The following is a 21,489-nucleotide window of genomic DNA, read 5'->3' on the forward strand; positions in this document are numbered from 1 at the left end:
AGTTCTTCACCAAGAACGCATGGCACTCTGGGACGAAGAAGCCGCGCGCCGAGACACGTGAACCCGAATGTCCGGAGCCTGTCAGAGGCCTCGCCCGAACGTCAGAATTGCTTCACCAGGCTGACTGAGCGATTGACCTCCGAAAAACCCAACCCTTCATAAAGTCCCACGGCGCCGGTAGGGCTATCGGCATCGACATCCAGAACGGCGCGCTCAAACCCTTCGTTCTGGTAGGCGCGCATGGCATGCGTCAACAACGCCTGAGCGAGTTTGCGTCCGCGCCAGTCACGTCGTACACCTACGTGGGAGATGTATCCAAATGGGTGCGGGTTCAGTTCCCACTCCTGCTCATTGACTTCACTAAGCAGGTAGGCGACCACCACCTCTTCCCCTGTGACGTCGCGGGCAACGGCGACGAAGGACAGATCCGCCCGGAAAGTGCTCAGCCGCTGCTCGGATTCCCAGTCCTCGCGAGTGTCCGGCTGGCTGCCCCAATGGTCACGGAACGCCTCGTTATGGGCGTCACGGGTCTGTTCGGACCATTCTGGCCCGTAGGTCTCAACCCTCACACCAGCAGGCAGCACGATATCCCGGATGGGATCTGCGAGGTTCCTCTCCAGCTCTCGCCACCAGCGGGTTGATTCATATCCGTTGCGGTGAAACAGCTTTAGTGTCGCCGTCGCACTCTCTTCGGCTTTTGCGGCAAGCCATCCCGGCAGATGGCTATCGGATGCCACTAGGTGCTGGCGGCCTCGTTGTTCTTCCCAGCGCAGCAGGCCGGACCCAATTCCTTCACCACGGCGCTCGGGATGCACGGTGCCGTCGAGCGACACCCAGACGAGTGTCTCCTGGCTGGATTTCACAGTCGCCGAACCAAATGCGACCGCTTTCCCCGACGGATCCAGCGCGATCACCGAGTCGAGCTCCGGATTGAAGTCCTCGTCGTCGAATTCTTCTTCCAGCTCATCCAGCATGACCAGACACGTGGGTTGGTCGACGGCCCAGCTGGCGCGCCACAGCTCCAGAAGAGCAGGAAGATCACCCTTGGTGGCCGCGCGCCACGTCAAATCGCTTCCAGCCGACGGTATTTCCACCGCGTCCGGGGCATCGACTCGTTCACTCAGCCGGGTCTGAAACGCCTGAACCTCTGAGAACGTCACGCGTCCAACTTATTGATGACCCGAAATCACCGCAACGGGTTAACCACCTGCTTCCACGTGTGCCACAGTTGCCGCATGGACGACCACCGCGACCTCACGTTCGAAGAGGCGCGGCGCCGCACTCATCCCTGCCCGCTATGCCAAAGCCCCACATTCCACATGGAGCGCTATCCGCGTTCGGTCTGCGCCGATTGCGCGGCACGGGCCACCGACAGCACAGGCCGCACGATCACCGGTTACAACACGTCATTGGGCGGTGGGTTCCAGGCGGTGTTCACCGACACCCAACAGGAGTGTGACGAAGTCACCCGCAGCAATCGCTGCTGGATCGACGGGCACCCATGCGGCATCAACGAGGCGCGCTTCGGCGGCGTTGTCGTCGAAGCGCTGCCCCCATCCAGCTAGTGCCGTCCGGCCTTCACCGGCTTGTCGGGCATACTCGGCTTCTTCACCCCGATATCACAGAATGCCTTCTTGATGGTCCCGCCCAGCCCGCTCACCAGGTTCGGCGGCTTAGGACTGGGGGACGCGCCCAGAACGGGCGCGGACGGCACGGCCGGTAACGTCGGCGGGGAAATCCGGGAAGTCTGCCGCTTTGGCTTCACAGTCGTATTCGGCTGTGAAGCTGGTTCTTTCACTGGTTTGACAGCCGAATACGGAGCAGGATCGGCCACGACCGCCGGCGTGACCGGAATCGGCTTGGTCAGTGCGTCACGGATCGGCGCGATCGACTCGGAAACCCTGGTGGACACCGCCTGTACCGCCTCACCGACGTTCCCGGTGCCGCCCAGCGTCGTCAGGAAGGCATTCGGTACCCGAGTCACAATGAGCGTGAGCTGTTCTGTCGCATGGAAAGCCCACGTCCAACACCGCACTGCGCTCGGGCATGCCGGGCGGAGCATTCACACCAGCAGCTGTCGCAAGTACCGCTGACGCACATGCCACCGCGAGAAGTCTCACGCGGTAACCACGAACCAACCCACCGTCGGGTTCGATCGCGGCGAAACCGGTTAGGCCCCGGCTTCCTCCGGCACATCGTGGCGCACCACGCGGACCTTGCCGCGCGGAAGACTGGCTACGTACCCGTGGTACTTGCCATAGATCTCCCACGCCGTGTCAAAGTCGTGATGCGGCACGTCGATCGCGTGGTCATCGGAGAACTCCATGTGCAAATCGCCCTTGTCGTTCCACCTGGCCTCGGTGCACGTTGCACCCGAGATGCTGAAGAGCGGACGCTCCTCATCCAAGATCGCCTTCGGATCGACGCAAACAATTTCCCGTGGCCACCGCCCCGCAGGGGGAAGCGTGAGCCACATCGGCACGGCGATAACCACCTCGTTGTAGTCACCCAGGCTGATTACCAATCCGTCACGGAACATGATCCGCTGGACCGGCAAGCCCTCAATCCATGCTTCGGACATACCTTCACTCTGAACCCGCCCCTCAGCTAGCACAAGGGGTTGACGGCACAAGTTTTATTGTCGAAACTGGTCGAAACGTAAACGTTATTTGTGCTGCCCGCGAACCTGAGCAGCACACTGTTTTGCTTGGCTTTCTCGCCGTTTCCAGACTCCCGCTAAGACGGTGGCATCACCGTACTTGCCGGACGAATTTCGCTTGGGTGCCCTAGCATTCGCTATGAGCTAGCAGCGTGGCTAGCACAGGGGGCGAAAGGGACACCCATGACAGCGGAGCTATCGGAACCCATAGATCAACCGCGGATCACCCCGCGAGCCGCGCCCACCGAGCGCCCGCAACTGCCCCGCAGCGGTGACCTGACCTTTCGTGAACGCGCGATGGTCGAAACCTCCGCGCTCACCGATGTCGCCCTGCGCACCGTTGGCGCCCTGTCTGTGATGGGAGTCGTGGCCCCGAGCCTCATCGTCGACAGGGAATTCGTGGCGCGTGAGCGCGACAACCTGGCCTTTTACGGCGAGCTTGCCGCGATGGGCGATGCGGACCTTTCCTTCCCGGCACCGGAGACCACACCCGTGGTGTTCTCACGGCCCGCAGGTCCGCTCGCACAGGCCCTGGCCAAGGGCAACGTCGAGAACCTGGACTTCGAAAGCCCTTACGTGGCGCGCAATCCGGCCCTGCGTGACTACTGGCAACGCTTCCCGCACAACAGCATCGCGCGCGCCCAGCACTGGCGCCACGACGACGGTCCACGCCCCACCCTGTGCGTGATTCACGGGTTCTTCGGATCGCCGTATCTGCTCAATGGGGTGTTCTTCGCGCTCCCCTGGTTTTTCCGCAACGGTTACGACATCTTGTTGTACACCTTGCCTTTTCACGGACGGCGCGCCGAGAAGTACTCACCGTTCAGCGGAGCCGGATACTTCAGCCACGGGTTCACCGGTTTTTCGGAGTCGATGTGTCAGGCCGTGCATGATTTCCGGATTTTCGTGAACTATCTGCGCGGCACCGGTGTGGAGAGGATTGGGCTGACCGGTTTGTCGCTGGGCGGCTACACCACCGGATTGATCTCCACCGTGGAGCGCCGAATCGATGTCACCATCCCCAATGTTCCCGTGGTCGACGTCAAATCACTTCTGCACGGCTGGGTTCCGGCCGAACCGACGATCAAGCTGGCCGCCAAGCTGGGCCATCTCGATCAGAATCAGCTGGACGGCGCGCTCTCCTATTCGTCGCCCCTCACCTACCAGCCGGTCGTACCAAAGGAGCAGCGCCTCATCATCACCGGACTCGGCGACAGGCTAGCGCCGCCCGAACAGGCCGAGATGCTGTGGGAACACTGGGATCGCTGTGCGCTGCACTGGTTCCCCGGAAATCACATCCTGCACGTGAATCAGGGCGACTACCTACGCCGTATGACCGGATTCCTGGATCGGCATCTGAATATCTAACCCTTCACTGCCGATACCAGGCTGATCGAGTTGAACATGTACCACGCGGGCTGACTCGGCTCGGGCACGGCGCGCCCCGAGACGTTCAGGTAGTCCAGCAGCTCGGTGCGCACGGAATCCCAGCCGTGGCAATGGAACCAGGTGGAGGCTTCGCTGCGCTGCTCGTTGTAGATCAGCGAGAAGAAGTCCGAATTGGCCTGGTCGCCGCTTTCGTTAGCGCCGGCGACCAGCATGTCGAAGACCACATCGGCGTACGTCGTCATCTGCTCGATGCCCACGAAGCTGCCCGGGGCGGCCAGCTGATCAATGGACTCGAAAAGTCGCTCCTGCGCGTCGGCCGGCAGGTAGATCAACAGTCCTTCGACGATCCACGCCGACGGCGCCGACGGATCGAAGCCCTTGTCTTGGAGTGCTTTACCCCAGTCCTCGCGCAGGTCGATCGAGATCTCCTGTCGAGACGCCTTGGACTCGGCGCCATGCTCGGCGAGCACCTCACGCTTGAACTGGTGCACGAGGGGCTGGTCCAATTCGAAGATCGTGGTACCCGGCGCCCAGTCGAGTCGATAGGCGCGCGAGTCGAGTCCCGCAGCCAGGATCACCACCTGCTTGACGCCGGCCTCGATCGCCCTGGCGAAGTAACTATCGAAGTAGCGGGTGCGTGCGCCTTGAAAGCTCACGAAGTACTGTCCGAATTCCTCTGAACGCAAAGGGTGTTCGGGTACACCGCCAGCTACCAGATCGGCCCATTCGCCGCCTGCGGCACGGCAGAACACCTCCGCGTACTGATCGACCGCCAGCGGCGCGGGTTTGGTGGCCTCGAGCGCTCGGCTGGCCGCCACGAACAGCGCGGTGGAGCCGACGCTGGTGTTGATGTCCCAATTATCACGATCGGTACGCATGGTCGCGACAATACTCCGCGACTGTGACAACCAGGTTGACATGTGTGGGCGCGCGGATGGCGCGCTAGTAGGCGCCGTCGCTACGCGCCACCGCGCGGAATGTGCGCCACAGGATCGACACATCGGACACCATGGACCAGTTTTCGACATACGACAGATCCAGCCGCACTGCCTCATCCCATGGCAGGTCGGAGCGCCCACTAACCTGCCACAGACCGGTCATCCCGGGCTTGACCAGCAGCCTGCGCTTGATGACGTCGGTGTACTCCTCGACCTCGCGCCGCAGCGGCGGCCGGGGGCCCACCAGGCTCATCTCTCCGCGCAGCACATTGATCAGCTGGGGCAGTTCGTCGAGGCTGGTACGGCGCAGGAACCTGCCCACCACGGTGACCCGCGGATCTTCGCGCATCTTGAAAAGCGGTCCGGCACCGTCATTTTGTGCCAGCAGCGCCGCCACCATCTGGTCTGCGTTCGCCACCATGGACCGGAACTTGATCATGCGGAAGGGCTTGGACCGCACGCCGATGCGTTCGGCTGAGTAGAACACCGGTCCGCGCGATTCCAGCTTCACCGCAAGGGCGCAGGCCAGCAGGATCGGGCTGAATCCGATGAGGAGCAGGAGCGCGCCGACCCGGTCGAAGAGGACCTTGTGCAGCCGGGACGCACCCTCGTACTGCGGCTCGGCGAGATGGATCAGCGGCACCGACCCGGCGGGCCGCACCCGGACCCGCGGCTGATCGACATCGAACACACCCGGCGCTACCAGCAGATTGACACCGATCTCGCTGAGACGCCAGGCGAGCTCCCGCATCTTCTCCGGGCCAAGCTGTTCGGTGGCCGTCACCGCCACCGTGTCCGCACCGGCCTCCAGCACTGCCGCGACGATGCGGTCCTCCGAACCCAGGATCGGGATGACCCGGTCGATGACCTCGATGTTCTGGCCCGGCGCACCCAGGTATCCGGGGACGCACACACCCACCACCCGGTATCCGAGCGCGGTGTCACGCCCGAAGGCCTCAGCAAGGTTGAGCGCCGCGGCATCCCCGCCGAGCACCACCACCCTGAAGATCTGCTTGCCGCGCGCACGCTGCCGGTTAAGCCAGGTCCGGCTGATCTTCCGGTTAAGCAGCAGGAACACGATCCCGACGATGAGCGCCATCCCCAGCGCGAAACGCGAGACATTGAACTTGAACAGCACGCTGACAATGGCGAAGAGACCGAACATGTGGAATGTCGCGCGCAGCACCCGCTGGTACTCCTCGCCACCGCTGCCCATGAGGTGCAGGTCCCTGCTGCGGTACACACCGAGCAGCAGTGCCCAGTAGCAGAAGAAGCCGATCCGGATCCACAGCTCGACGGGAGTCATCGGGTTGGTCGCGTTACGCAGTTCGATCCAGGTCCAACCGGCACCCGCGACGATGGCGGTGTCGGAGATCAGCAGCCACCGGCCGTACTGCTCGCCCCACTGCGCTGCACGGTGCCCCGCGGAGGTCTGACCGACCGCCGATGGGGACCGGCGAGGGCGCCGCACGCTGCCGATCCGGCCCCTCAGCCGGGTCGTTGCAGACGAGCCCTCGTTCACCGCGACCACGCGCGTGTCCTCTCAGAACAGCCCCAACAGCAAATTCAAAAGTGCTCGTTTCATGAGGCGGCGGGCGCGGAAATCTCGGCGCAACCCGACAATGAGAGCCCTCGTGCAAACGACCGGCATTTCGCGCCCCCAGAAAGGGAACATCCGTTACCAGTTTTCGTACCGGGGGAAATCTAACTACTGGGGCACCGTCTGGCAACACCAGAGCCACACGCTCCCGCAATTGTGGCCAGCGTCACTATGACGATGAGGCAGACGCGCGGGACATATCGATCACCCGCGATCAAGATCCCGAACTTTTGGCCTTGTACTGCGCATATGTCGAATTCGATCACTCGCCGTAAAGTTCGCTGCGTACATTGTTAACTCCCCGGGCGTGGCATCTCTTGCGCACACAGCAATGATGGAGCCCACTTCTGTCAATGGCGGCGCAACACATCTGTCACAACCCAGGCCTGCCATGCAGCACTCGTCCGCGCCCACCAGCCCACACGCCGAGCATGTGGACGGTTTTGCCCATAACTAGACGTAGAATTCAATAAATTTGGGTAACACTCTTAACCACATGGTCACGAAGGAGATGGGGCACGCGAGGTGCCGCTAACAAGATCCACGTGTTAGCTCGGAGATCGATCAGACCAGATCGCGACCGGTGCGAATTCTCCAGTTGAGGTCGATCATCAGAGCGTTGAAGGGAAAGCGGCGCAGCGCGTTGGGCAGCAGGCGGTTCGCGACGCCAAGGAGAGTGACGACACTCCGGAAGGTTCGCTGGCGTGCCGGGCTCCACGGCAGCCTCATCTCATCCCGGAACCGCTGCGGTAAGAATCCCGTCGAGATGAGTCTCGAGAAGGCACCCACTGGCCTGCGCATGAACCGCGGAACCGCAATGGACGCCGACACGATCCGGTACAGATAGGGCCGGACGTGATCGTCGATATGAACCTGATCCAGGGACTGCTGCCAGTACGCGTCGAACTCCGCGCACGACTTCGGCCACATCGCCAGCGGCATCTGCAGTGTGGTTCCCATGACGGCGCCTTCTTGCAGGCACCGCTCGGCCATATCGGGCGACATCGGACCCACGAAAGCCTCGTACACGTCGACGAATCCCTTGTAGAGGCAGATCGCCACCCACTTCTGCAGGTCCGGGTCGAAGGCGTTGTACTGCACGGCGTCCCCGGGGGCCGAACGCACCTGCGCATGCGATCGGTTGGTCGCCTTGCGAAATGCCGCCTTCTGCTCGGGGCTGCCCATGGTGGCCACCGCCAGGTAGGTGAACGTGGTGCGCGCACGCTTGACGGGGTGCAGATCGGCGCGTCCGCTCTCAACCTTGCTATCGACAACGCCGTATCCCACACCGGGGCGCGCCAACTGCATGACGATATTGGCGGGGCCTGCCAGCAGGGCCAGCCCCATCATGTTGTCGACCATGGTGGGCTGACGCCGCCACGACCATCCCGGCGAGAGACGCGCAGCCGGTGGCACCGGCTCGCCGCGACGACTCCGGGTACCCGGACCTCCGTCACCGACGATCGATTCATCCATTTCAGACACCCGCTCGATTGTCACCGTTGACCCCTTAATCTGCGAACGATTGTTCTCAAATATCTTTCAATGGGGTGCCACCTGTCAAGATGTACTGGTGACGTCATCGCGGGTCTATGGAGGTGTACAGGCCCCTGACCGCCAGGCCGAGCGCCGGAACCGGCTCCTGGAGGCGGGTCTTGACCTGCTGACCTCCGGCCCCGCGCCGAACGTGACGGTCCGCGGCTTATGCAAGCAGGCCGGCGTGGTCGCCCGGTACTTCTATGAAAACTTCACCGACCTGGACGAGCTGACGGCACAGGTGTACGACGGCGTGATCGGCGAGGTCGCCACCTCCACCCAGAAGGCGGTGGACGCCGCACCGCTGCGCAAGAAGACCGCAGCGGGCATCGCCAACATCGTGCACGTCATCGCCGCCGACCCCCGGATCGGCCATCTGCTCTTCGGCAGCAATCCGGCCAATTCGGTGATCGCCCAACGCCGTAGCGCGGCAGAGCAGCTCTTCGCGGCGCTTTCCGGCCAGCACCTGAACAAGACATATCAGCTACCGAACGATGAATCAATGCGCGCGGCAGCCTATTTCGCGGTCGGGGGCGTCGGCCAGACGCTCGCGGCCTGGGTGTCCGGGCAGCTGGCGCTGAGTTCGGATGAGCTCATCGTCATCTTGACCCGGCTCCTCGACCCCGTCAGGCGGTAGCGACCTCCCGCGGGGTGCGCTCGGCGGCCGTCTTCGGTGCGACCGTTACGTCAGCTGCAGTGAATTCCTTAGTCCAGCAAGCAAATTCCAGGGTGATTCCATCGGGATCGAGGAAGTAGAACGACCGCACGTACACGCCCGGATGCAGCTCCTTCGATACCTGGAACTCACTCTCGTCATGGTTGAGAATGGGCCCCACCCGCACGCCCTTAGCCTTGAGCTTGACGCGGTATTCGTCGAACTTCTCGGCGGGGACGTGCAACGAGATGTGGTTCATGGAGCTCACAGCACTCACGATGTCGCCGATTCCCGGAATGGCGGGCGGGGCCGAAATGCCCGGGACGCCGTCCGGCGCGTCCTTGAACCAGAAGAATGCCAGGCTGTCGCCGCCCCCGGCGTCGAAGAAGAAGTGCTGCCCCTGCCCCATGGGCAGATCGAGCGACTTGATGAGCGGCATGCCCAGCACGTTGGTGTAGAAGTCCACGGTGCGCGCCATGTCCGAACACACAAGCGCCACATGGTTGAACCCGCCGAACTCGAACTCGGAGTTGGGGTTGTTCGGTTTGATCATCGTCACGGGGAGCCTCCTTGATCCGACCGCATGACTGTCTTGCGCTTTACGCTAACCTGAATCTAACATCAGATTCAGAAATGGGTCAATACCCATTCGGCGAGAGAGGGACGTCGTGGTCCAACCCACCGTGCGAGGCCGTCAAACCCAGGCCGCGATCGATGAGGCCGCCCGAACTGTCATAGCCCGCAAGGGAATACTCGCCACCACCGTTGCCGATATCGCCACCGAGGCGGGGCGGTCCACGGCGTCGTTCTACAACTACTACGACTCCAAAGAGGCGATGGTCGCGCAGTGGGCCATGCGATTTCGCACCGAGGCGCAGGAACGGGTATCTGCGGTCATCGGGCACGGGCGCTCCAACAAGCAGCGCGCGCGAGATATCGCCACCGCGCACTGGCTCACCTGGCGCCACCAGCTCGCCGAGATGATCAGCGTGTCTCAGCTGGCCATGATCAACGCAGAATTCGCCGAGTTCTGGAACCAGATGTGTTCCGAGCCCATCGATTTCCTGACCACCACCATCAAACGCGCACAGCGTGACGGATACAGCCCCGGCAATGATCCACACCTCATGGCCAGCGCCATCGTCTCGATGATGAACCAGTTCGCCTACAACCAGCTCAGCCAGGGCAATGCCGCCACTGTCGACGACGACGCCTGCATCGACACCCTGGCCGGAATCTGTTACCGCGCCATCTATTCCAAGGAGGTCTGCTGAATGCCCACCGAAGTGACCATCGAGCGAGAGTTCGTCGGGCTGCCCTCGCCCACCGCGGGACGCAACGGCGCCGGCGGACATCCATGCCAGGGGCTGTACCACCGGGCCGCGGGCACCCGGCCCAAGATCGCCTTCATCGCCACCCACTATCAGATCGACTTCTCGGAGCACTACATCGCCGAGTACCTGGCGCGGCATGGATACGGTTTCCTGGGATGGAACACTCGATTCCGGGGATTCGAAAGCCACTTCCTGCTCGACCACGCCCTGGTCGACATCGGCGTGGGTGTGCGCTGGCTACAGGAGCAGGCGGGCGTGGAAACCGTGCTGCTGCTCGGCAATTCCGGAGGCGGATCGCTCATGGCGGCGTATCAGTCGCAAGCGGTGGCTCCCAAGGTGACACCGCTGGAGGGCATGCGTCCCGCGGAGGGACTGGACACTCTGCCTGCCGCATCGGGCTACGTCGCCAGCGCCGCGCACCTGGGCCGCCCCGACGTGCTGACCGACTGGATGGACGCCTCGGTCATCGATGAAAGCGACCCGACTTCCACCGACCCGGCCCTGGACCTGTTCAACGAGGACAACGGACCGGCCTACTCCCCCGCCTTCGTCACCAAGTACCGCGAAGGACAGGTGGCGCGTAACCACCGGATCACCGCATGGGCGCTCGACGAGCTCGCCCGCGTGCGTGCCGACGGGTTCAGCGACCGCGCCTTCACCGTGCACCGGACCTGGGCCGACCCCCGCATGGTCGACCCCACGTTGGAGCCCACCAAGCGCCCGGCCAACCTCTGCTACGCGGGTGTACCGGTGAAGGCCAACCGCTCTACTTTCGGAATCGGTTGTGCGACCACACTGAAGAACTGGCTCGGTATGTGGAGCCTGTCGCACGCGCAGACCCGGGCCGAACCACATCTTGCCGATGTCACCGTTCCCGCCCTGGTCATCAACGCCGACGGCGATACCGGGGTCTTCCCATCGGATGCTCAACACATCTACGACGCATTGGGCTCGACCGATAAGTCCCAGGCCTCCGTCGACGCCGACCACTACTTCCAGAACCCCGGAGCCCGCCAGGAGCAGGCGGATACGATTGCAGAGTGGACAAGCAAGCGGTGGGAGTGAAGGTCCTCGCCCACTTTCCGGGCGGCCCACGCGTCCGCGAACAGCTTGCACCACACGCCGATTGGCTTGACGTGCGCTTCTGCGCCGAAGACGATGACGACACCTTCTACGCCGAGCTACCGCACGCCGAGGTGCTGTGGCATGTGCTTCGTCCGCTCTCTGCCGATGACGTCGCGAAGGGCGCACAGCTGCGGCTGATCCACAAGTTCGGTGCGGGAGTGAACACCATCGCGCTGGATGCCGCATCCGCGCAGGGGGTGGCCGTCGCCAACATGCCGGGCGCGAATGCGCCCTCGGTCGCCGAGGGCGCGCTGTTGCTCATGCTCGCGGCACTGCGGCAGCTGCCACGACTGGACCGGGACATCCGCGCTGGTCGCGGGTGGCCCACCGATCAGTCCCTGGGCGACACTGTGCGCGATATCGGCTCTTGCACAGTCGGATTGGTGGGATACGGCAACATCGCCAAGACTCTGGAACAGATCCTGCTGGCGATGGGCGCCAGTGTCTTGCACACCAGCACCCGCGACGACGGGTCCGCGAGCTGGCGCAGCCTGGATGCCCTGTTGACCAGCAGCGATATCGTGTCGCTGCATCTCCCGCTGACCGGCGCCAGCTCTGGTCTCCTCGACGCCGCGGCCCTGGCCCGGATGAAACCCGGATCGGTCCTGGTGAACACCTCACGCGGCGCAGTCGTCGACGAGACGGCACTGATCGACGCGCTGCGACAAGGCCCCCTCGGGGCTGCAGGACTGGATGTCTTTGCACAGGAACCGATCTCGCCGGACAACCCTTTGCTGACCCTGCCTAATGTGGTGCTCACACCACACGTCACATGGTTCACCGCGGACACCATGACGCGCTATCTGGAGCACGCGATAGACAACTGCCGGCGTATACATGAGGGACTGCCGCTAGCTGACCGCGTGCGCTAGGCTAGCGCCCGGAGATTTACACTAGAGAGTATTCGTAAACGAACCACAATGGCGTGGGAGGACGAATGGGAACAGCTGTACAGCTCGCGGGCAAGGTCGTCGCCATCACCGGCGGAGCACGCGGAATCGGCCGGGCCATCGCCACGGCGTTCGCCGCCGAAGGCGCGAAGGTGGCGATCGGCGATATCGATAAGAAGCTGTGTGAGAACACCGCGGCTGAGATCGGTAACGGCACCATCGGCCTGCCACTCGACGTCACCGACTACGGCAGCTTCGAGGCCTTCTTAGACACCATCGCGGCCACCGTGGGACCCGTCGACGTGATCGTGAACAACGCGGGCATCATGCCGATCACACCGTTCGGGGAAGAGTCGCTGGAATCCATCCAGCGTCAGCTGGATATCAACGTGCGCGGCGTCATGTGGGGCAGCCAGCTCGCCATAGCGCGGATGAAGCCGCGCGGCGGCGGCGTGATCGTCAACATCGCGTCGGCGGCGGGCAAGATGGGCGTGCCCGGGCTCGCCACGTACTGCGCGACGAAATGGGCCGTGGTCGGTCTCTGTGAGTCGCTGACTCTCGAACTCAAGGACGACAACATCTCCGTTGTCTGCGTGATGCCCGGCGTCGTCAACACCGAGCTGGTGGCCGGTCTCGAAGAACACTGGTTACTGGGAATCGTTCAGCCCGAAGATATTGCCGCCGGTGTGCTCAAGGCCGTACGAAAAGGCAAGTTCCCCGTCATGGTGCCCAAGAAACTCGGCCCGCTGCTGCGGACAACGGCCATGCTGCCCCGGGCGCTGTACGGTCCCGCGGCGCGATCACTGGGTATGGACCACTTCATGCTCGACGCCCATGGCACCTCGGCGCGTGCCGCATACGAGAACCGCGCCAGCCACAGCGAGCCCAGCGCCGACTAGTTAGGAAACAGCCAATGCCTATCGCCATCAACAGTGAGCATGTAGCACTTGCAGATTCGGCGCATGCGTTCGTCGAACGCGTGGTGCCCTCCGAGCTACTGCACGAGACCCTCGAAACACCTCTGCCGTGGCCTCCCCCGTTCTGGAAGGCCGCTGCCGATCAGGGTCTTACCTCCGTACACCTCGCCGAATCCGTTGGCGGCCAAGGATTCGGCGCACTGGAGCTGGCGATTGTGGTGGCCGAGTTCGGGCGGGGCGCCGTGCCCGGACCATTCGTCCCGTCGGTGATCGCGAGCGCGCTGATCAGCGGCCACGATCCCGACCACCCGCTACTGGGCGACCTGGCCTCCGGTGCGTCCATCGCCACCTTCGCCTCCACATCGTCGTTCAACGGTACGGCCTCCGGCGACGGCCTCACCGTCGATGGGCAGGCTCGTTCGGTACTGACGGCGGCCTCAGCGGCCTATGTGGTGGCCCCGGTTTCGGTCGGCGCCGATCGGGTGTGGGTGGTCCTGAGCGCCGATGACGTCACCCTCGCACCGCAGCAGAGCGTGGACCGGCTGCGACCGGTCGCCCATGTGACGGCCGCAGCGGTCCAGGTACCCGCCGATCGCGTGCTGACCAACCTGACCGACGCCCGGGCCACCAGCATCATCTCTACGATCCTGTCGGCCGAGGCCGTCGGCGTGGCCCGCTGGGCCACCGACATCGCCTCCGAATACGCCAAAGTGCGTGAGCAATTCGGCCGCCCCATCGGGCAGTTCCAGGGCATCAAACACAAGTGCGCCACCATGGCCGCCGTCACCGAACGTGCGACAGCTGCGGTGTGGGACGCCGCACGCGCCCTTGACGATGAGGACGAGACCGCCGGCATCGTGGAGTTCGCGGCCGCCGCGGCGGCGACACTGGCACCGGCGGCTGCCCAGCAGTGCGCGCAGGACTGCATTCAGGTCCACGGCGGTATCGGCTACACCTGGGAGCACGATGCGCACATCTACTACCGCAGGGCGCTGGGTCTCATTGCCGCCCTGGGGCGTTCCGGCAGCGCGCCGACGACCGTGGTGCGCACCGCCGTCGAGCACGGCCTGCGCAAGGTAGATATCGACCTGGCACCGGAAACCGAAGCGCTGCGCCAGGAGATTCGTTCCGAAGTCGCCGCCCTCAAGGAGATCCCGTCCGGGAAGCGCAACACCGCCATAGCCGAAGGCGGGTGGGTACTGCCCTACCTGCCGACGCCCTGGGGGCGCGCCGCGTCACCCATCGAACAGGTGATCATCTCCCAGGAATTCCTCACCGGAAGGGTGCGCCGGCCCCAGCTCGGCATCGCGACCTGGCTGGTGCCGTCCATCGTCGCGTACGGCACCGAGGAGCAGAAGCAGCGCTTCCTGCCTCCCACGTTCCGGGGCGAAATGATGTGGTGCCAGCTGTTCTCCGAACCCGGCGCCGGCTCCGATCTCGCCGGTCTGTCCACCAAGGCAGTCAAGGTGGACGGCGGCTGGCGCCTTACCGGCCAGAAGATCTGGACCTCGGTGGCCCAGTTCGCCGACTGGGGTGCCTGCCTGGCCCGGACCGATCCCAACGCTCCTAAACACAACGGCATCACGTACTTCCTGGTCGATATGAAGAGCGAGGGTGTCACCGTTCGGCCGCTGCGCGAGATGACCGGCGGCGCACTGTTCAACGAGGTGTTCATCGACGATGTGTTCGTACCCGATGAGCTGGTGGTCGGCGAGGTCGACCGCGGCTGGGAAGTCAGCCGCAACACCCTGACCGCGGAACGAGTTTCGATCGGCAGCTCCGACCTGCCGTTCCTTGCCAGCCTCGACGATCTGGTGTCCTTCATCAGCGAGCACGAGCTCAGCGAGGTAGCACGCGACCGGGCGGGCCAGCTCATCGCCGAAGGGCATGGGGTGAAGCTGCTGAATCTGCGCTCCACGCTGCTCACTCTGGCCGGCGGCGACCCGATGCCGTCGGCAGCCGTGTCCAAGCTGCTGGGCATGCGTACCGGACAGGGATATGCCGAGTTCGTGGTCAACCATTTCGGGCCGGACGGCGCTATCGGCGATTCCGAGCAGGAACAAGGTCGCTGGGCCGACTATCTTCTAGCTAGCCGTGCCACCACCATCTACGGTGGCACCTCCGAAGTGCAGCTAAACATCATTGCCGAGCGACTGTTAGGACTACCGCGTGACCCGTAATACCGCGACCGAAACCGCGTGGCGTCAGCATGAGGACTTTTTCACCGCCGCTGACGGCACCCGAATCGGGTTCTCCGATACCGGAAACCGCACGGCACCCGTCACCGTGCTGTTCCTGCACGGCTGGACCCAGAACCGCGAGGCCTGGGACGATGTGGCGGGCCCGCTGCACGAGCGCAATCCCGAACTGCGCATCGTCGCACTGGATCACCGGGGCCACGGCCAGTCCGATCCGGCACCCCAAGGCTCGGTGAACGTTCCCCAACTGGCCACGGATGCAGCCGACTTCATCAATGCCGAAATCCCCACCGGGCAGATCGTGATCGTCGGTCACTCGATGGGCGGCATGACCATGATGGGCCTCGGTGAATATCACCCGGACCTGGTCGCGCGACGGATATCCGGCGCGGTCTTCGTCGCCACCTCGGCGGGCAGGCTGCTGCACCGGCTCCGGGTCGTCCCGCCGGTGTTCGAAGTCGTCAAGGCGGTAATCCTGGGTGTGGTGGCGCAGGGCTGGTTCCTCCAGCAGGGCTATCTCATGCGCCCCATCATTTCGACGTTGGTATTCGGGCGTGACCCACGGCCTTACGACGTCAGCCGAGTGTGGGACCAGATCCGCTCCGGCACCCCGCGCAGCTACAAGGACGCCGCCGAAAGCATGGTGCTGCACGAGGACCTGACCGAAGGCCTGGGCGCCTATCGCGGCAAGCCTGCCGCGGTGTTGGCAGGTGCCCGCGACTTCCTCACTCCGGCAGGCGATTCCCGCATCATTGCCGCGGCCCTACAGACCAAGGAACTGCGCACCTACCCGGGCTCGGGACACATGCTGCCCAACGAGCGCGCCGGCGAGGTTGTCAACGAGATCCTCACGGTGCTCGAGGCGATAGCTCACGAGCAGCCGGCTACCCGCACCGCCACGGAGTCCGCCGGGTAAATCGGCGTCCCGGCAGTGCGCTTGCCTGCTAGCTGTAGCGGCCCTGAAGTCGCGTCAGTGTGCCCTCGATCCCTCGGGCGTTTGCCTTGACGAACCCAGGCAGCTTGTAGTTCAGCAGGGTCTGTATCGCACCGGCATTACGGAAGTCGAACGTCTCGGTGACACGGGTACTGGTGGGCGACAGGGCATCGAATTCCCAACGCCACTTGTGGCCCAGCGGATGCCGCCATTCGATGACCCTGTCGAGTTGGAGCTCCGTCACGGTGCTGGTGATGCGGTACGGAAGCCCGAACATCCGCATGCCGGTGGAAAAGCGCGAACCAACCTCGAGATGATCAGGCGTACGGATGTTCTGGCCGACAGTGCCCGACCCGTCCAGTTCGTGATGGCGTCGCGGATCGGCGACGATACCGAACAATTCCGATGCCGGAGCAGATACTTCGACCGAGCGACGAACCTGCTGGGGCCCTGCGTCTACCACTGATACCGACATACACCCACTCCTTTGTTTATCGGAGAACTAGAGTCGTTCGACTTCGACCGTCACACCCTGGGCCACCCGCAGCCGCTTCAGCAGCGGATCCCCCATGGCGGCCGCAGGCGTCAAAACCCCTAGCCTGTCCGGCAATTCGCTGCGATCGAGCGCCAGGGTCAAGCCACTTTCGCCCAGGAGCACGGCGGTCGCCTTATATCCGGGGTCGCCCTCTTGCGCGATGACCGCGCGATAACGCACACCCTGGGTTGTGGTTGTGTACGTCTCGACACGGTAGTGACCCTTGTTCCGGGTACGCTCACTGGGGCCCGAGCCTGGCTTCGGAAGTAGGCGTTGCGCAACGAATTTCGGCATGGGCACCCGAGTCCCCAGGCCGAAGCCGGCCGTTAGAAATCCGGTGACGGCGGCCGCGGCGATCGGCGCGACCACCGAACTTCCCAGGCTCATCACCTCGCGATAACGTATCCGGGTTCCGTATGCCCAGTCCAACAATGCGTTGCTACGCCGGACAATACGGGTGTTGACCGGCCCCATGAAGAATGCCCCCAGCCATTTACCCGCCAATTCCGGTGCCACGGATTCACCACGGAGCGTTTGAAATTCGCGTTGGCGCCCCACCTCCGGTTCGGCGGGACGGTCCGGGCTCAGCGAGTAGGGGTCCTGGGAGTTGCGGCGCACCTCCGGATCCTCGGCACTCGCCTCCATCACCTCGACCATGGACGCGGCCGTGCCACCGCTGACACCGCCGCGGAACTTGCTCAGCACATAGGTTGTCTCGAGCAGCTCTCCAGTGCCGTCTTCCTGAGCTTGCCGGTACAGCGCATACACGCTCAGATCCGATGGAATGGAATCAAATCCGCAGCAATGAACGATCCTGGCGCCGGTGTCGGCGGCCTGCTTGCCGTAGACATCGATGCTCTCTCGCACGAAGTTGACCTCACCGGTCAGGTCCGCATAGTCGGTTCCCGCCTCGGCACACGCGGCCACCAACGGCAGTCCGTATTTCGTGTACGGCCCGACGGTGGTGACAACCACCCGGGTCGAGGCGGCCATGGCCGCCAGCGTGGCCGGGCGCGTGGCGTCGGCCTCGATCAACGGCCAGTCGCGCGCCGCCGGCCCACACTCATCACGCACGGCAGCAAGCTTTTCGGTGTTTCGTCCCGCCAATGCGATCCGCGCACCGGTGGCCTCCACGCGTCCCGCCAGGTACAGCGCGGTAAGCCTGCCGACGTATCCGGTCGCCCCATAAAGAACCACGTCATAGGCACGGTCGTGTTCCCGGGACATCGGCTATACCTCCAAATCGCGCAGCTGGCGCTTGAGGATCTTGCCGGAGGGGTTGCGCGGCAAGATATCCAGGAAGACCACGTCACGTGGCACCTTGTACCGCGCCAGGTTGTCGCGCACGTACGCACGGATGCCGTCGGCATCCACCGTCGACTCCGGGTGGCGGACCACGAACGCCCGCAACCGAGCGCCCCAATCCGGGTCGTCGACTCCCAGCGCGGTGGCCTCGATGACCTCCGGGTGTCCGCTGATGAGATCTTCAACCTCCGCCGGGAACACGTTCTCGCCGCCCGAGACGATCATCTCGTCATCGCGCCCGGAGACGTAGAGCAGCCCATGCTCGTCGAAGTAGCCGACGTCACCACTGGACATCAGTCCGTCGATGATCTGCTTGTGCCCGCCCCCGGTGTAGCCGTCGAACGGAATCGCGTTGCTCACGAAGATCCGTCCGACGATGCCCTGCGAGACCGGCTTTCCTTCGTCGTCAAGGATTTTCACGGTAGCGCCCTTGACAACAGGGCCCACTGTGGATGGATTGATGGCCAGATCCTGCGGCCGCGCGATGGTGGCGAAGGCCACCTCGGTGGAGCCGTACAGGTTGTAGATCACCGGCCCCAGCGTGTCCAGCGCACGGGAGGCCAGCTCGCCGCCCAACTGTGATCCCGACACGAAAACGATACGCAGCGAAGACAAGTCGGGCTTGGTCGCCGCCTCGTCGATGGCGTTCAGGATGCGGTTGAGCATCACCGGAACGACCACCACAGCGGTCACCCGGTACTTCTCGATATCGGAGAGCACGTTCTCCGGCTTGAACTTGCGATGCAGGATCAGGGTGCAGCCCAGGGTGAGCGCCAGACTCTGATGCAGGTATCCCAGGGCGTGGAACATCGGCGCGGGCACCGATGTCACCTCACCGGAGCGGAACGGCACATGCGAGAACATGCCGCCGACCGGCGCCAGGGTCAGCGCCAGCTTGCGCGGCGCTCCCTTCGGCGTGCCGGTGGTGCCACTGGTCAGAATCACCAGCGAGGAGTACTTCGAGGGGCGCGGCGCGGCGGAGGTGCTGTTGCGTTTGATCACCGAGGCGATGGTCTCGTCGCCGGAGGCGGGTTGATCCGGGTTTTCCGGGTTGGTCGGCAACGCCATGATCCGGCCCAGCTCGGGACTGTAGCCGTCCAGGAACTCGGCATACTCGGCGTCATAGATCAGGACACGGGCGCCTTCACGCTCGGCGACCTCCTTGGTCTGCGGCCCGGAGAAATCGGTGTTGAGCAGGATGACGCGAGCGCCGGCGCGGTGTGCGGCGTAGTTGGCGATGATGAACCAGCGGTGGTTGCGCGCCAGGATGGCCACTCCGTCGCCGCCCTTGATACCCAGACGGTTCAGGCCGTGTGCCAGGGCGTTGACGGCGTCGTTGAGCTCGGCATAGGTGATCGAGCCCTCGTCGTCGATGATGGCGGTCCGCGCCGGGCTGCGGTGCGCTCCGAAGCCCGGTACCGCGCCGATCTCACCGAACCGGTAGAAGTCGCGGACGATTGCCGCGAGCACGTTGGGCGGATCGAGTTTGAGCATGCCCGCCTCGATGACCTTGCGGAGATAATGCAGCTCAGCGCCACCGCGCTTCGCAAGGGTCTGAAGTTTCGAGAAGAGCGGCCGTTCGGCGATGATCGACATGATCGACAGCCTATGTGACCTCCCTCTCAGCGGCACAGCCAACCGGTCGGTCGGGGGCCCGTCACCAACTACGCCCGGGAAAGTCGGTCTGCAGCCCTACGATGACGCCATGGCAGACGTCGTGCTGCAGGTCGCGGGGCGCGAGGTCACCATCACGCACCCCGACAAGGTGGTCTTTCCCCCGGGTGAGGACACAGCGGGCGTCACCAAGGCCGACCTGGTGCACTACTACCTGGATGTCGCCGAAGGGGCGCTGCGCGGCGTGCGTGACCGGCCGATGATTCTGAAGCGGTTCGTCAAGGGCATCTCACAGGAGGCGGTGTTCCAGAAACGGGTGCCCGAGAAGCGGCCGGACTGGATTGCCTCCGCGGAGCTGCACTACGCGCGCGGAACCTCCGCCCGAGAGGCCGTTGTCACCGATGCGGCGTCGTTGGCGTGGGTGGTCAACCTGGGATGTGTCGACCTCAATCCGCACCCAGTGCGTGCAGACGATCTGGATCATCCTGACGAGCTGCGTATTGACCTGGACCCCGTCCCGGGGGTGCCGTGGAGCCAGATCCTCGATGTCGCGTTCGTCGTGCGCGCGGTTCTTGAAGACCATGGGCTGACGGCATGGCCGAAGACGTCTGGCTCGCGCGGCTTTCATATCTACGCGCCCATCGCGCCGCGATGGACGTTCCGGGAGCTGCGTCTGGCCGCCGAGACGGTGGCCCGCGAGGTGGAGCGGCGCGCCCCGGAGCTGGCGACCAGCCGGTGGTGGAAGGAGGAACGCCATGGGGTGTTCGTCGACTTCAACCAGAACGCCAAGGATCGCACGGTGGCCTCGGCGTACTCCGTGCGTGCGACCCCCGATGCCCGGGTGTCGACGCCGCTGCGCTGGGACGAGGTCGCCCGTTGTCGCCCTTCGGAGTTCACGCTGCACACCGTGCGCCAACGATTCGCTGAGATCGGCGATCCGTGGCGGGACATGGACGCCGAAAGGCAAGCCGGCACCGGGGCGCTGGATCAGCTCCTGGAGCTGGCCGCCGAACTGGGCCCCGCCGAAAAAGCCCCGAAAGGCGCTTCCCGGGACGGTCGGCGTCAGTCGATCATGCCGTTGGTCGAGATTGCGCGAACCAAGACCAAGCCGGAGGCTGAGGCCGCGTTCGGCATGTGGCGGGACAAGTATCCAGCAGTAGCTAAATTACTTGAACCGCAAGATATTCTGATTGACGGCATGCGCGGCCCCAGCTCGATTTGGTATCGGGTGCGAGTCAACCTGGTGCACGTCCCCGAGGCCGAGCGGCCCGCGCAGGAGGAACTGATCGCCGACTACTCGCCGTGGGGCTAGCCCTGCTGCGCCGGTTGAGCAGCCAACGAGGCTGCGCCCAACACCACGGCCGATAGCGCCACCGTAGTGCCGAGAGTCGAAGTCAGCTTGCTGATTTCACCCCGGCGCCCGGCCGCGACCAGCACTGCCGCGTCAACCCCATCGGTCAACACATTGAGTTTCAGGAACGTGGAAGGGGCGGTGAATGCACCAAGGCGCGCCAGTCCAAACGCCAACAGCGCGTTGCGGATACCGAACATGCGGCCCATGGGTATGGCAGGCGTACCCGCCGCCTCCATCCGGAACACACGCGCGAACACGTTCGGCGTCAGGAGACTGCCTGAGGCAACGATGCTGCGCCCCAGGATGAGAAGTTTCAGGGGGTTTGAGCGGACGACCACCGACGCGGACATGAGTTCTCCTCGTTGAGTTCAGTCCATAGACGTTGCCCTACAACGATTATGGAAATCGATTCGAAATATACCAATCGGTTTACTATGTGACAGTTCCCATCGTTGCGCCATCCCCTCCCGCTGTGATGGTGGTCACACATAGGCACCCATGTGATA

General features: G+C 64.0%; 21 protein-coding genes. 10 read left to right on the plus strand and 11 right to left on the minus strand.

The window, feature by feature from the left end:
• Positions 1 to 101: 101 nt before the first annotated feature.
• Entirely contained in the window at positions 102 to 1,094 is a 993-nt protein-coding gene (locus RHO23_RS18660; RefSeq protein ID WP_081346205.1) for a GNAT family N-acetyltransferase, read from the minus strand.
• 141 nt (positions 1,095 to 1,235) lie between these two features.
• On the opposite strand from RHO23_RS18660, the gene RHO23_RS18665 reads away from it, so the two are divergent.
• Complete coding sequence (locus RHO23_RS18665) at positions 1,236 to 1,565, plus strand: hypothetical protein (protein WP_116079934.1); 330 nt, start codon at positions 1,236 to 1,238, stop codon at positions 1,563 to 1,565.
• Here RHO23_RS18665 and RHO23_RS18670 read toward each other — a convergent pair.
• Positions 1,562 to 1,984, minus strand: a complete 423-nt coding sequence (locus RHO23_RS18670) for a hypothetical protein (protein ID WP_070941512.1) — start codon at positions 1,982 to 1,984, stop codon at positions 1,562 to 1,564. The two genes, RHO23_RS18665 and RHO23_RS18670, sit on opposite strands and share 4 nt — an antisense overlap.
• 186 nt (positions 1,985 to 2,170) lie before the next feature.
• Positions 2,171 to 2,581 (minus strand): DUF6188 family protein, encoded by a 411-nt coding sequence (locus tag RHO23_RS18675; protein ID WP_030097214.1) that lies wholly within the window; start codon positions 2,579 to 2,581, stop codon positions 2,171 to 2,173.
• A gap of 261 nt (positions 2,582 to 2,842) precedes the next feature.
• Here RHO23_RS18675 and RHO23_RS18680 point away from each other — a divergent pair, with 261 nt between their 5' ends.
• Complete coding sequence (locus RHO23_RS18680; RefSeq protein ID WP_057969226.1) at positions 2,843 to 4,027, plus strand: alpha/beta hydrolase family protein; 1,185 nt, start codon at positions 2,843 to 2,845, stop codon at positions 4,025 to 4,027.
• On the opposite strand, the gene RHO23_RS18685 is transcribed toward RHO23_RS18680, so the two are convergent.
• The 3 genes from RHO23_RS18685 to RHO23_RS18695 form a co-directional block, all read right to left on the minus strand.
• Positions 4,024 to 4,926: a class I SAM-dependent methyltransferase gene (locus tag RHO23_RS18685; RefSeq protein ID WP_070927732.1), complete on the minus strand. Its 903-nt coding sequence runs from the start codon at positions 4,924 to 4,926 to the stop codon at positions 4,024 to 4,026. The genes RHO23_RS18680 and RHO23_RS18685 overlap by 4 nt on opposite strands.
• A gap of 64 nt (positions 4,927 to 4,990) precedes the next feature.
• Complete coding sequence (locus RHO23_RS18690) at positions 4,991 to 6,517, minus strand: sugar transferase (protein ID WP_423488175.1); 1,527 nt, start codon at positions 6,515 to 6,517, stop codon at positions 4,991 to 4,993.
• 633 nt (positions 6,518 to 7,150) lie between these two features.
• Positions 7,151 to 8,062: an oxygenase MpaB family protein gene (locus tag RHO23_RS18695; RefSeq protein WP_423489257.1), complete on the minus strand. Its 912-nt coding sequence runs from the start codon at positions 8,060 to 8,062 to the stop codon at positions 7,151 to 7,153.
• A 94-nt stretch (positions 8,063 to 8,156) separates the two neighbouring features.
• Here RHO23_RS18695 and RHO23_RS18700 point away from each other — a divergent pair, with 94 nt between their 5' ends.
• Positions 8,157 to 8,759: a TetR/AcrR family transcriptional regulator gene (locus RHO23_RS18700; RefSeq protein ID WP_423489258.1), complete on the plus strand. Its 603-nt coding sequence runs from the start codon at positions 8,157 to 8,159 to the stop codon at positions 8,757 to 8,759.
• Here the strand turns inward: RHO23_RS18700 and RHO23_RS18705 are convergent.
• On the minus strand, positions 8,749 to 9,330 hold the full coding sequence (locus tag RHO23_RS18705) for a VOC family protein (protein WP_030097220.1): 582 nt from the start codon (positions 9,328 to 9,330) through the stop codon (positions 8,749 to 8,751). The genes RHO23_RS18700 and RHO23_RS18705 overlap by 11 nt on opposite strands.
• A 115-nt stretch (positions 9,331 to 9,445) precedes the next feature.
• Here RHO23_RS18705 and RHO23_RS18710 point away from each other — a divergent pair, with 115 nt between their 5' ends.
• The 6 genes from RHO23_RS18710 to RHO23_RS18735 all read left to right on the plus strand — a co-directional run bounded on the left by RHO23_RS18710 (position 9,446) and on the right by RHO23_RS18735 (position 16,157).
• Positions 9,446 to 10,051, plus strand: a complete 606-nt coding sequence (locus RHO23_RS18710) for a TetR/AcrR family transcriptional regulator (protein ID WP_030097221.1) — start codon at positions 9,446 to 9,448, stop codon at positions 10,049 to 10,051.
• Entirely contained in the window at positions 10,052 to 11,176 is a 1,125-nt protein-coding gene (locus RHO23_RS18715) for an alpha/beta hydrolase (RefSeq protein WP_030097222.1), read from the plus strand.
• A complete protein-coding gene (locus RHO23_RS18720) occupies positions 11,152 to 12,108 on the plus strand; it encodes a 2-hydroxyacid dehydrogenase (protein ID WP_235687318.1) in 957 nt (318 codons plus the stop codon). The genes RHO23_RS18715 and RHO23_RS18720 overlap by 25 nt, the downstream gene beginning before the upstream one ends.
• Positions 12,109 to 12,173: 65 nt before the next feature.
• On the plus strand, positions 12,174 to 13,025 hold the full coding sequence (locus RHO23_RS18725; RefSeq protein WP_046255035.1) for an SDR family oxidoreductase: 852 nt from the start codon (positions 12,174 to 12,176) through the stop codon (positions 13,023 to 13,025).
• A 14-nt stretch (positions 13,026 to 13,039) separates the two neighbouring features.
• Complete coding sequence (locus RHO23_RS18730) at positions 13,040 to 15,223, plus strand: acyl-CoA dehydrogenase (protein ID WP_064409805.1); 2,184 nt, start codon at positions 13,040 to 13,042, stop codon at positions 15,221 to 15,223.
• Positions 15,213 to 16,157, plus strand: coding sequence for an alpha/beta fold hydrolase (locus RHO23_RS18735; RefSeq protein ID WP_423488176.1), 945 nt, complete (start codon positions 15,213 to 15,215; stop codon positions 16,155 to 16,157). The genes RHO23_RS18730 and RHO23_RS18735 overlap by 11 nt, the downstream gene beginning before the upstream one ends.
• Positions 16,158 to 16,185: 28 nt before the next feature.
• On the opposite strand, the gene RHO23_RS18740 is transcribed toward RHO23_RS18735, so the two are convergent.
• Genes RHO23_RS18740 through fadD2 form a run of 3 tightly spaced genes read right to left on the minus strand, consistent with a single transcriptional unit; the run spans position 16,186 to position 19,611 of the window.
• Positions 16,186 to 16,650 (minus strand): SRPBCC family protein, encoded by a 465-nt coding sequence (locus RHO23_RS18740; RefSeq protein ID WP_423488177.1) that lies wholly within the window; start codon positions 16,648 to 16,650, stop codon positions 16,186 to 16,188.
• Between the two features lie 27 nt (positions 16,651 to 16,677).
• A complete protein-coding gene (locus tag RHO23_RS18745; protein ID WP_070915768.1) occupies positions 16,678 to 17,937 on the minus strand; it encodes a saccharopine dehydrogenase family protein in 1,260 nt (419 codons plus the stop codon).
• A 3-nt stretch (positions 17,938 to 17,940) separates the two neighbouring features.
• Positions 17,941 to 19,611, minus strand: a complete 1,671-nt coding sequence (fadD2, locus tag RHO23_RS18750; RefSeq protein ID WP_070950527.1) for a long-chain-fatty-acid--CoA ligase FadD2 — start codon at positions 19,609 to 19,611, stop codon at positions 17,941 to 17,943.
• 121 nt (positions 19,612 to 19,732) lie between these two features.
• On the opposite strand from fadD2, the gene ligD reads away from it, so the two are divergent.
• Positions 19,733 to 20,941 carry a non-homologous end-joining DNA ligase gene (gene ligD / locus RHO23_RS18755; protein WP_423489259.1) on the plus strand — a complete coding sequence of 403 codons (1,209 nt, stop codon included), beginning with the start codon at positions 19,733 to 19,735 and terminating at the stop codon, positions 20,939 to 20,941.
• Here the strand turns inward: ligD and RHO23_RS18760 are convergent.
• The gene (locus RHO23_RS18760; protein ID WP_423488178.1) at positions 20,938 to 21,333 is read right to left on the minus strand and encodes a hypothetical protein; all 396 of its coding nucleotides are present in this window, start codon (positions 21,331 to 21,333) and stop codon (positions 20,938 to 20,940) included. The genes ligD and RHO23_RS18760 overlap by 4 nt on opposite strands.
• Positions 21,334 to 21,489: the final 156 nt, after the last annotated feature.

Origin of the sequence: Mycobacteroides sp. PCS013 (assembly GCF_049532645.1) — a bacterium.
Taxonomy (GTDB): Bacteria; Actinomycetota; Actinomycetes; order Mycobacteriales; family Mycobacteriaceae; genus Mycobacterium; species Mycobacterium gwanakae.

Excerpts from the sequence above, each read along its gene's own strand:
- RHO23_RS18685 (WP_070927732.1), bottom strand. The coding sequence starts at position 4,926 with ATGCGTACCGATCGTGATAATTGGGACATCAACACCAGCGTCGGCTCC.
- RHO23_RS18695 (WP_423489257.1), bottom strand. The coding sequence starts at position 8,062 with ATGGATGAATCGATCGTCGGTGACGGAGGTCCGGGTACCCGGAGTCGT.
- RHO23_RS18675 (WP_030097214.1), bottom strand. The coding sequence starts at position 2,581 with ATGTCCGAAGCATGGATTGAGGGCTTGCCGGTCCAGCGGATCATGTTC.
- RHO23_RS18740 (WP_423488177.1), bottom strand. The coding sequence starts at position 16,650 with ATGTCGGTATCAGTGGTAGACGCAGGGCCCCAGCAGGTTCGTCGCTCG.
- RHO23_RS18680 (WP_057969226.1), top strand. The coding sequence starts at position 2,843 with ATGACAGCGGAGCTATCGGAACCCATAGATCAACCGCGGATCACCCCG.
- RHO23_RS18730 (WP_064409805.1), top strand. The coding sequence starts at position 13,040 with ATGCCTATCGCCATCAACAGTGAGCATGTAGCACTTGCAGATTCGGCG.
- RHO23_RS18705 (WP_030097220.1), bottom strand. The coding sequence starts at position 9,330 with ATGATCAAACCGAACAACCCCAACTCCGAGTTCGAGTTCGGCGGGTTC.
- RHO23_RS18760 (WP_423488178.1), bottom strand. The coding sequence starts at position 21,333 with ATGTCCGCGTCGGTGGTCGTCCGCTCAAACCCCCTGAAACTTCTCATC.
- RHO23_RS18665 (WP_116079934.1), top strand. The coding sequence starts at position 1,236 with ATGGACGACCACCGCGACCTCACGTTCGAAGAGGCGCGGCGCCGCACT.
- fadD2 (WP_070950527.1), bottom strand. The coding sequence starts at position 19,611 with ATGTCGATCATCGCCGAACGGCCGCTCTTCTCGAAACTTCAGACCCTT.
- RHO23_RS18715 (WP_030097222.1), top strand. The coding sequence starts at position 10,052 with ATGCCCACCGAAGTGACCATCGAGCGAGAGTTCGTCGGGCTGCCCTCG.
- RHO23_RS18745 (WP_070915768.1), bottom strand. The coding sequence starts at position 17,937 with ATGTCCCGGGAACACGACCGTGCCTATGACGTGGTTCTTTATGGGGCG.
- RHO23_RS18725 (WP_046255035.1), top strand. The coding sequence starts at position 12,174 with ATGGGAACAGCTGTACAGCTCGCGGGCAAGGTCGTCGCCATCACCGGC.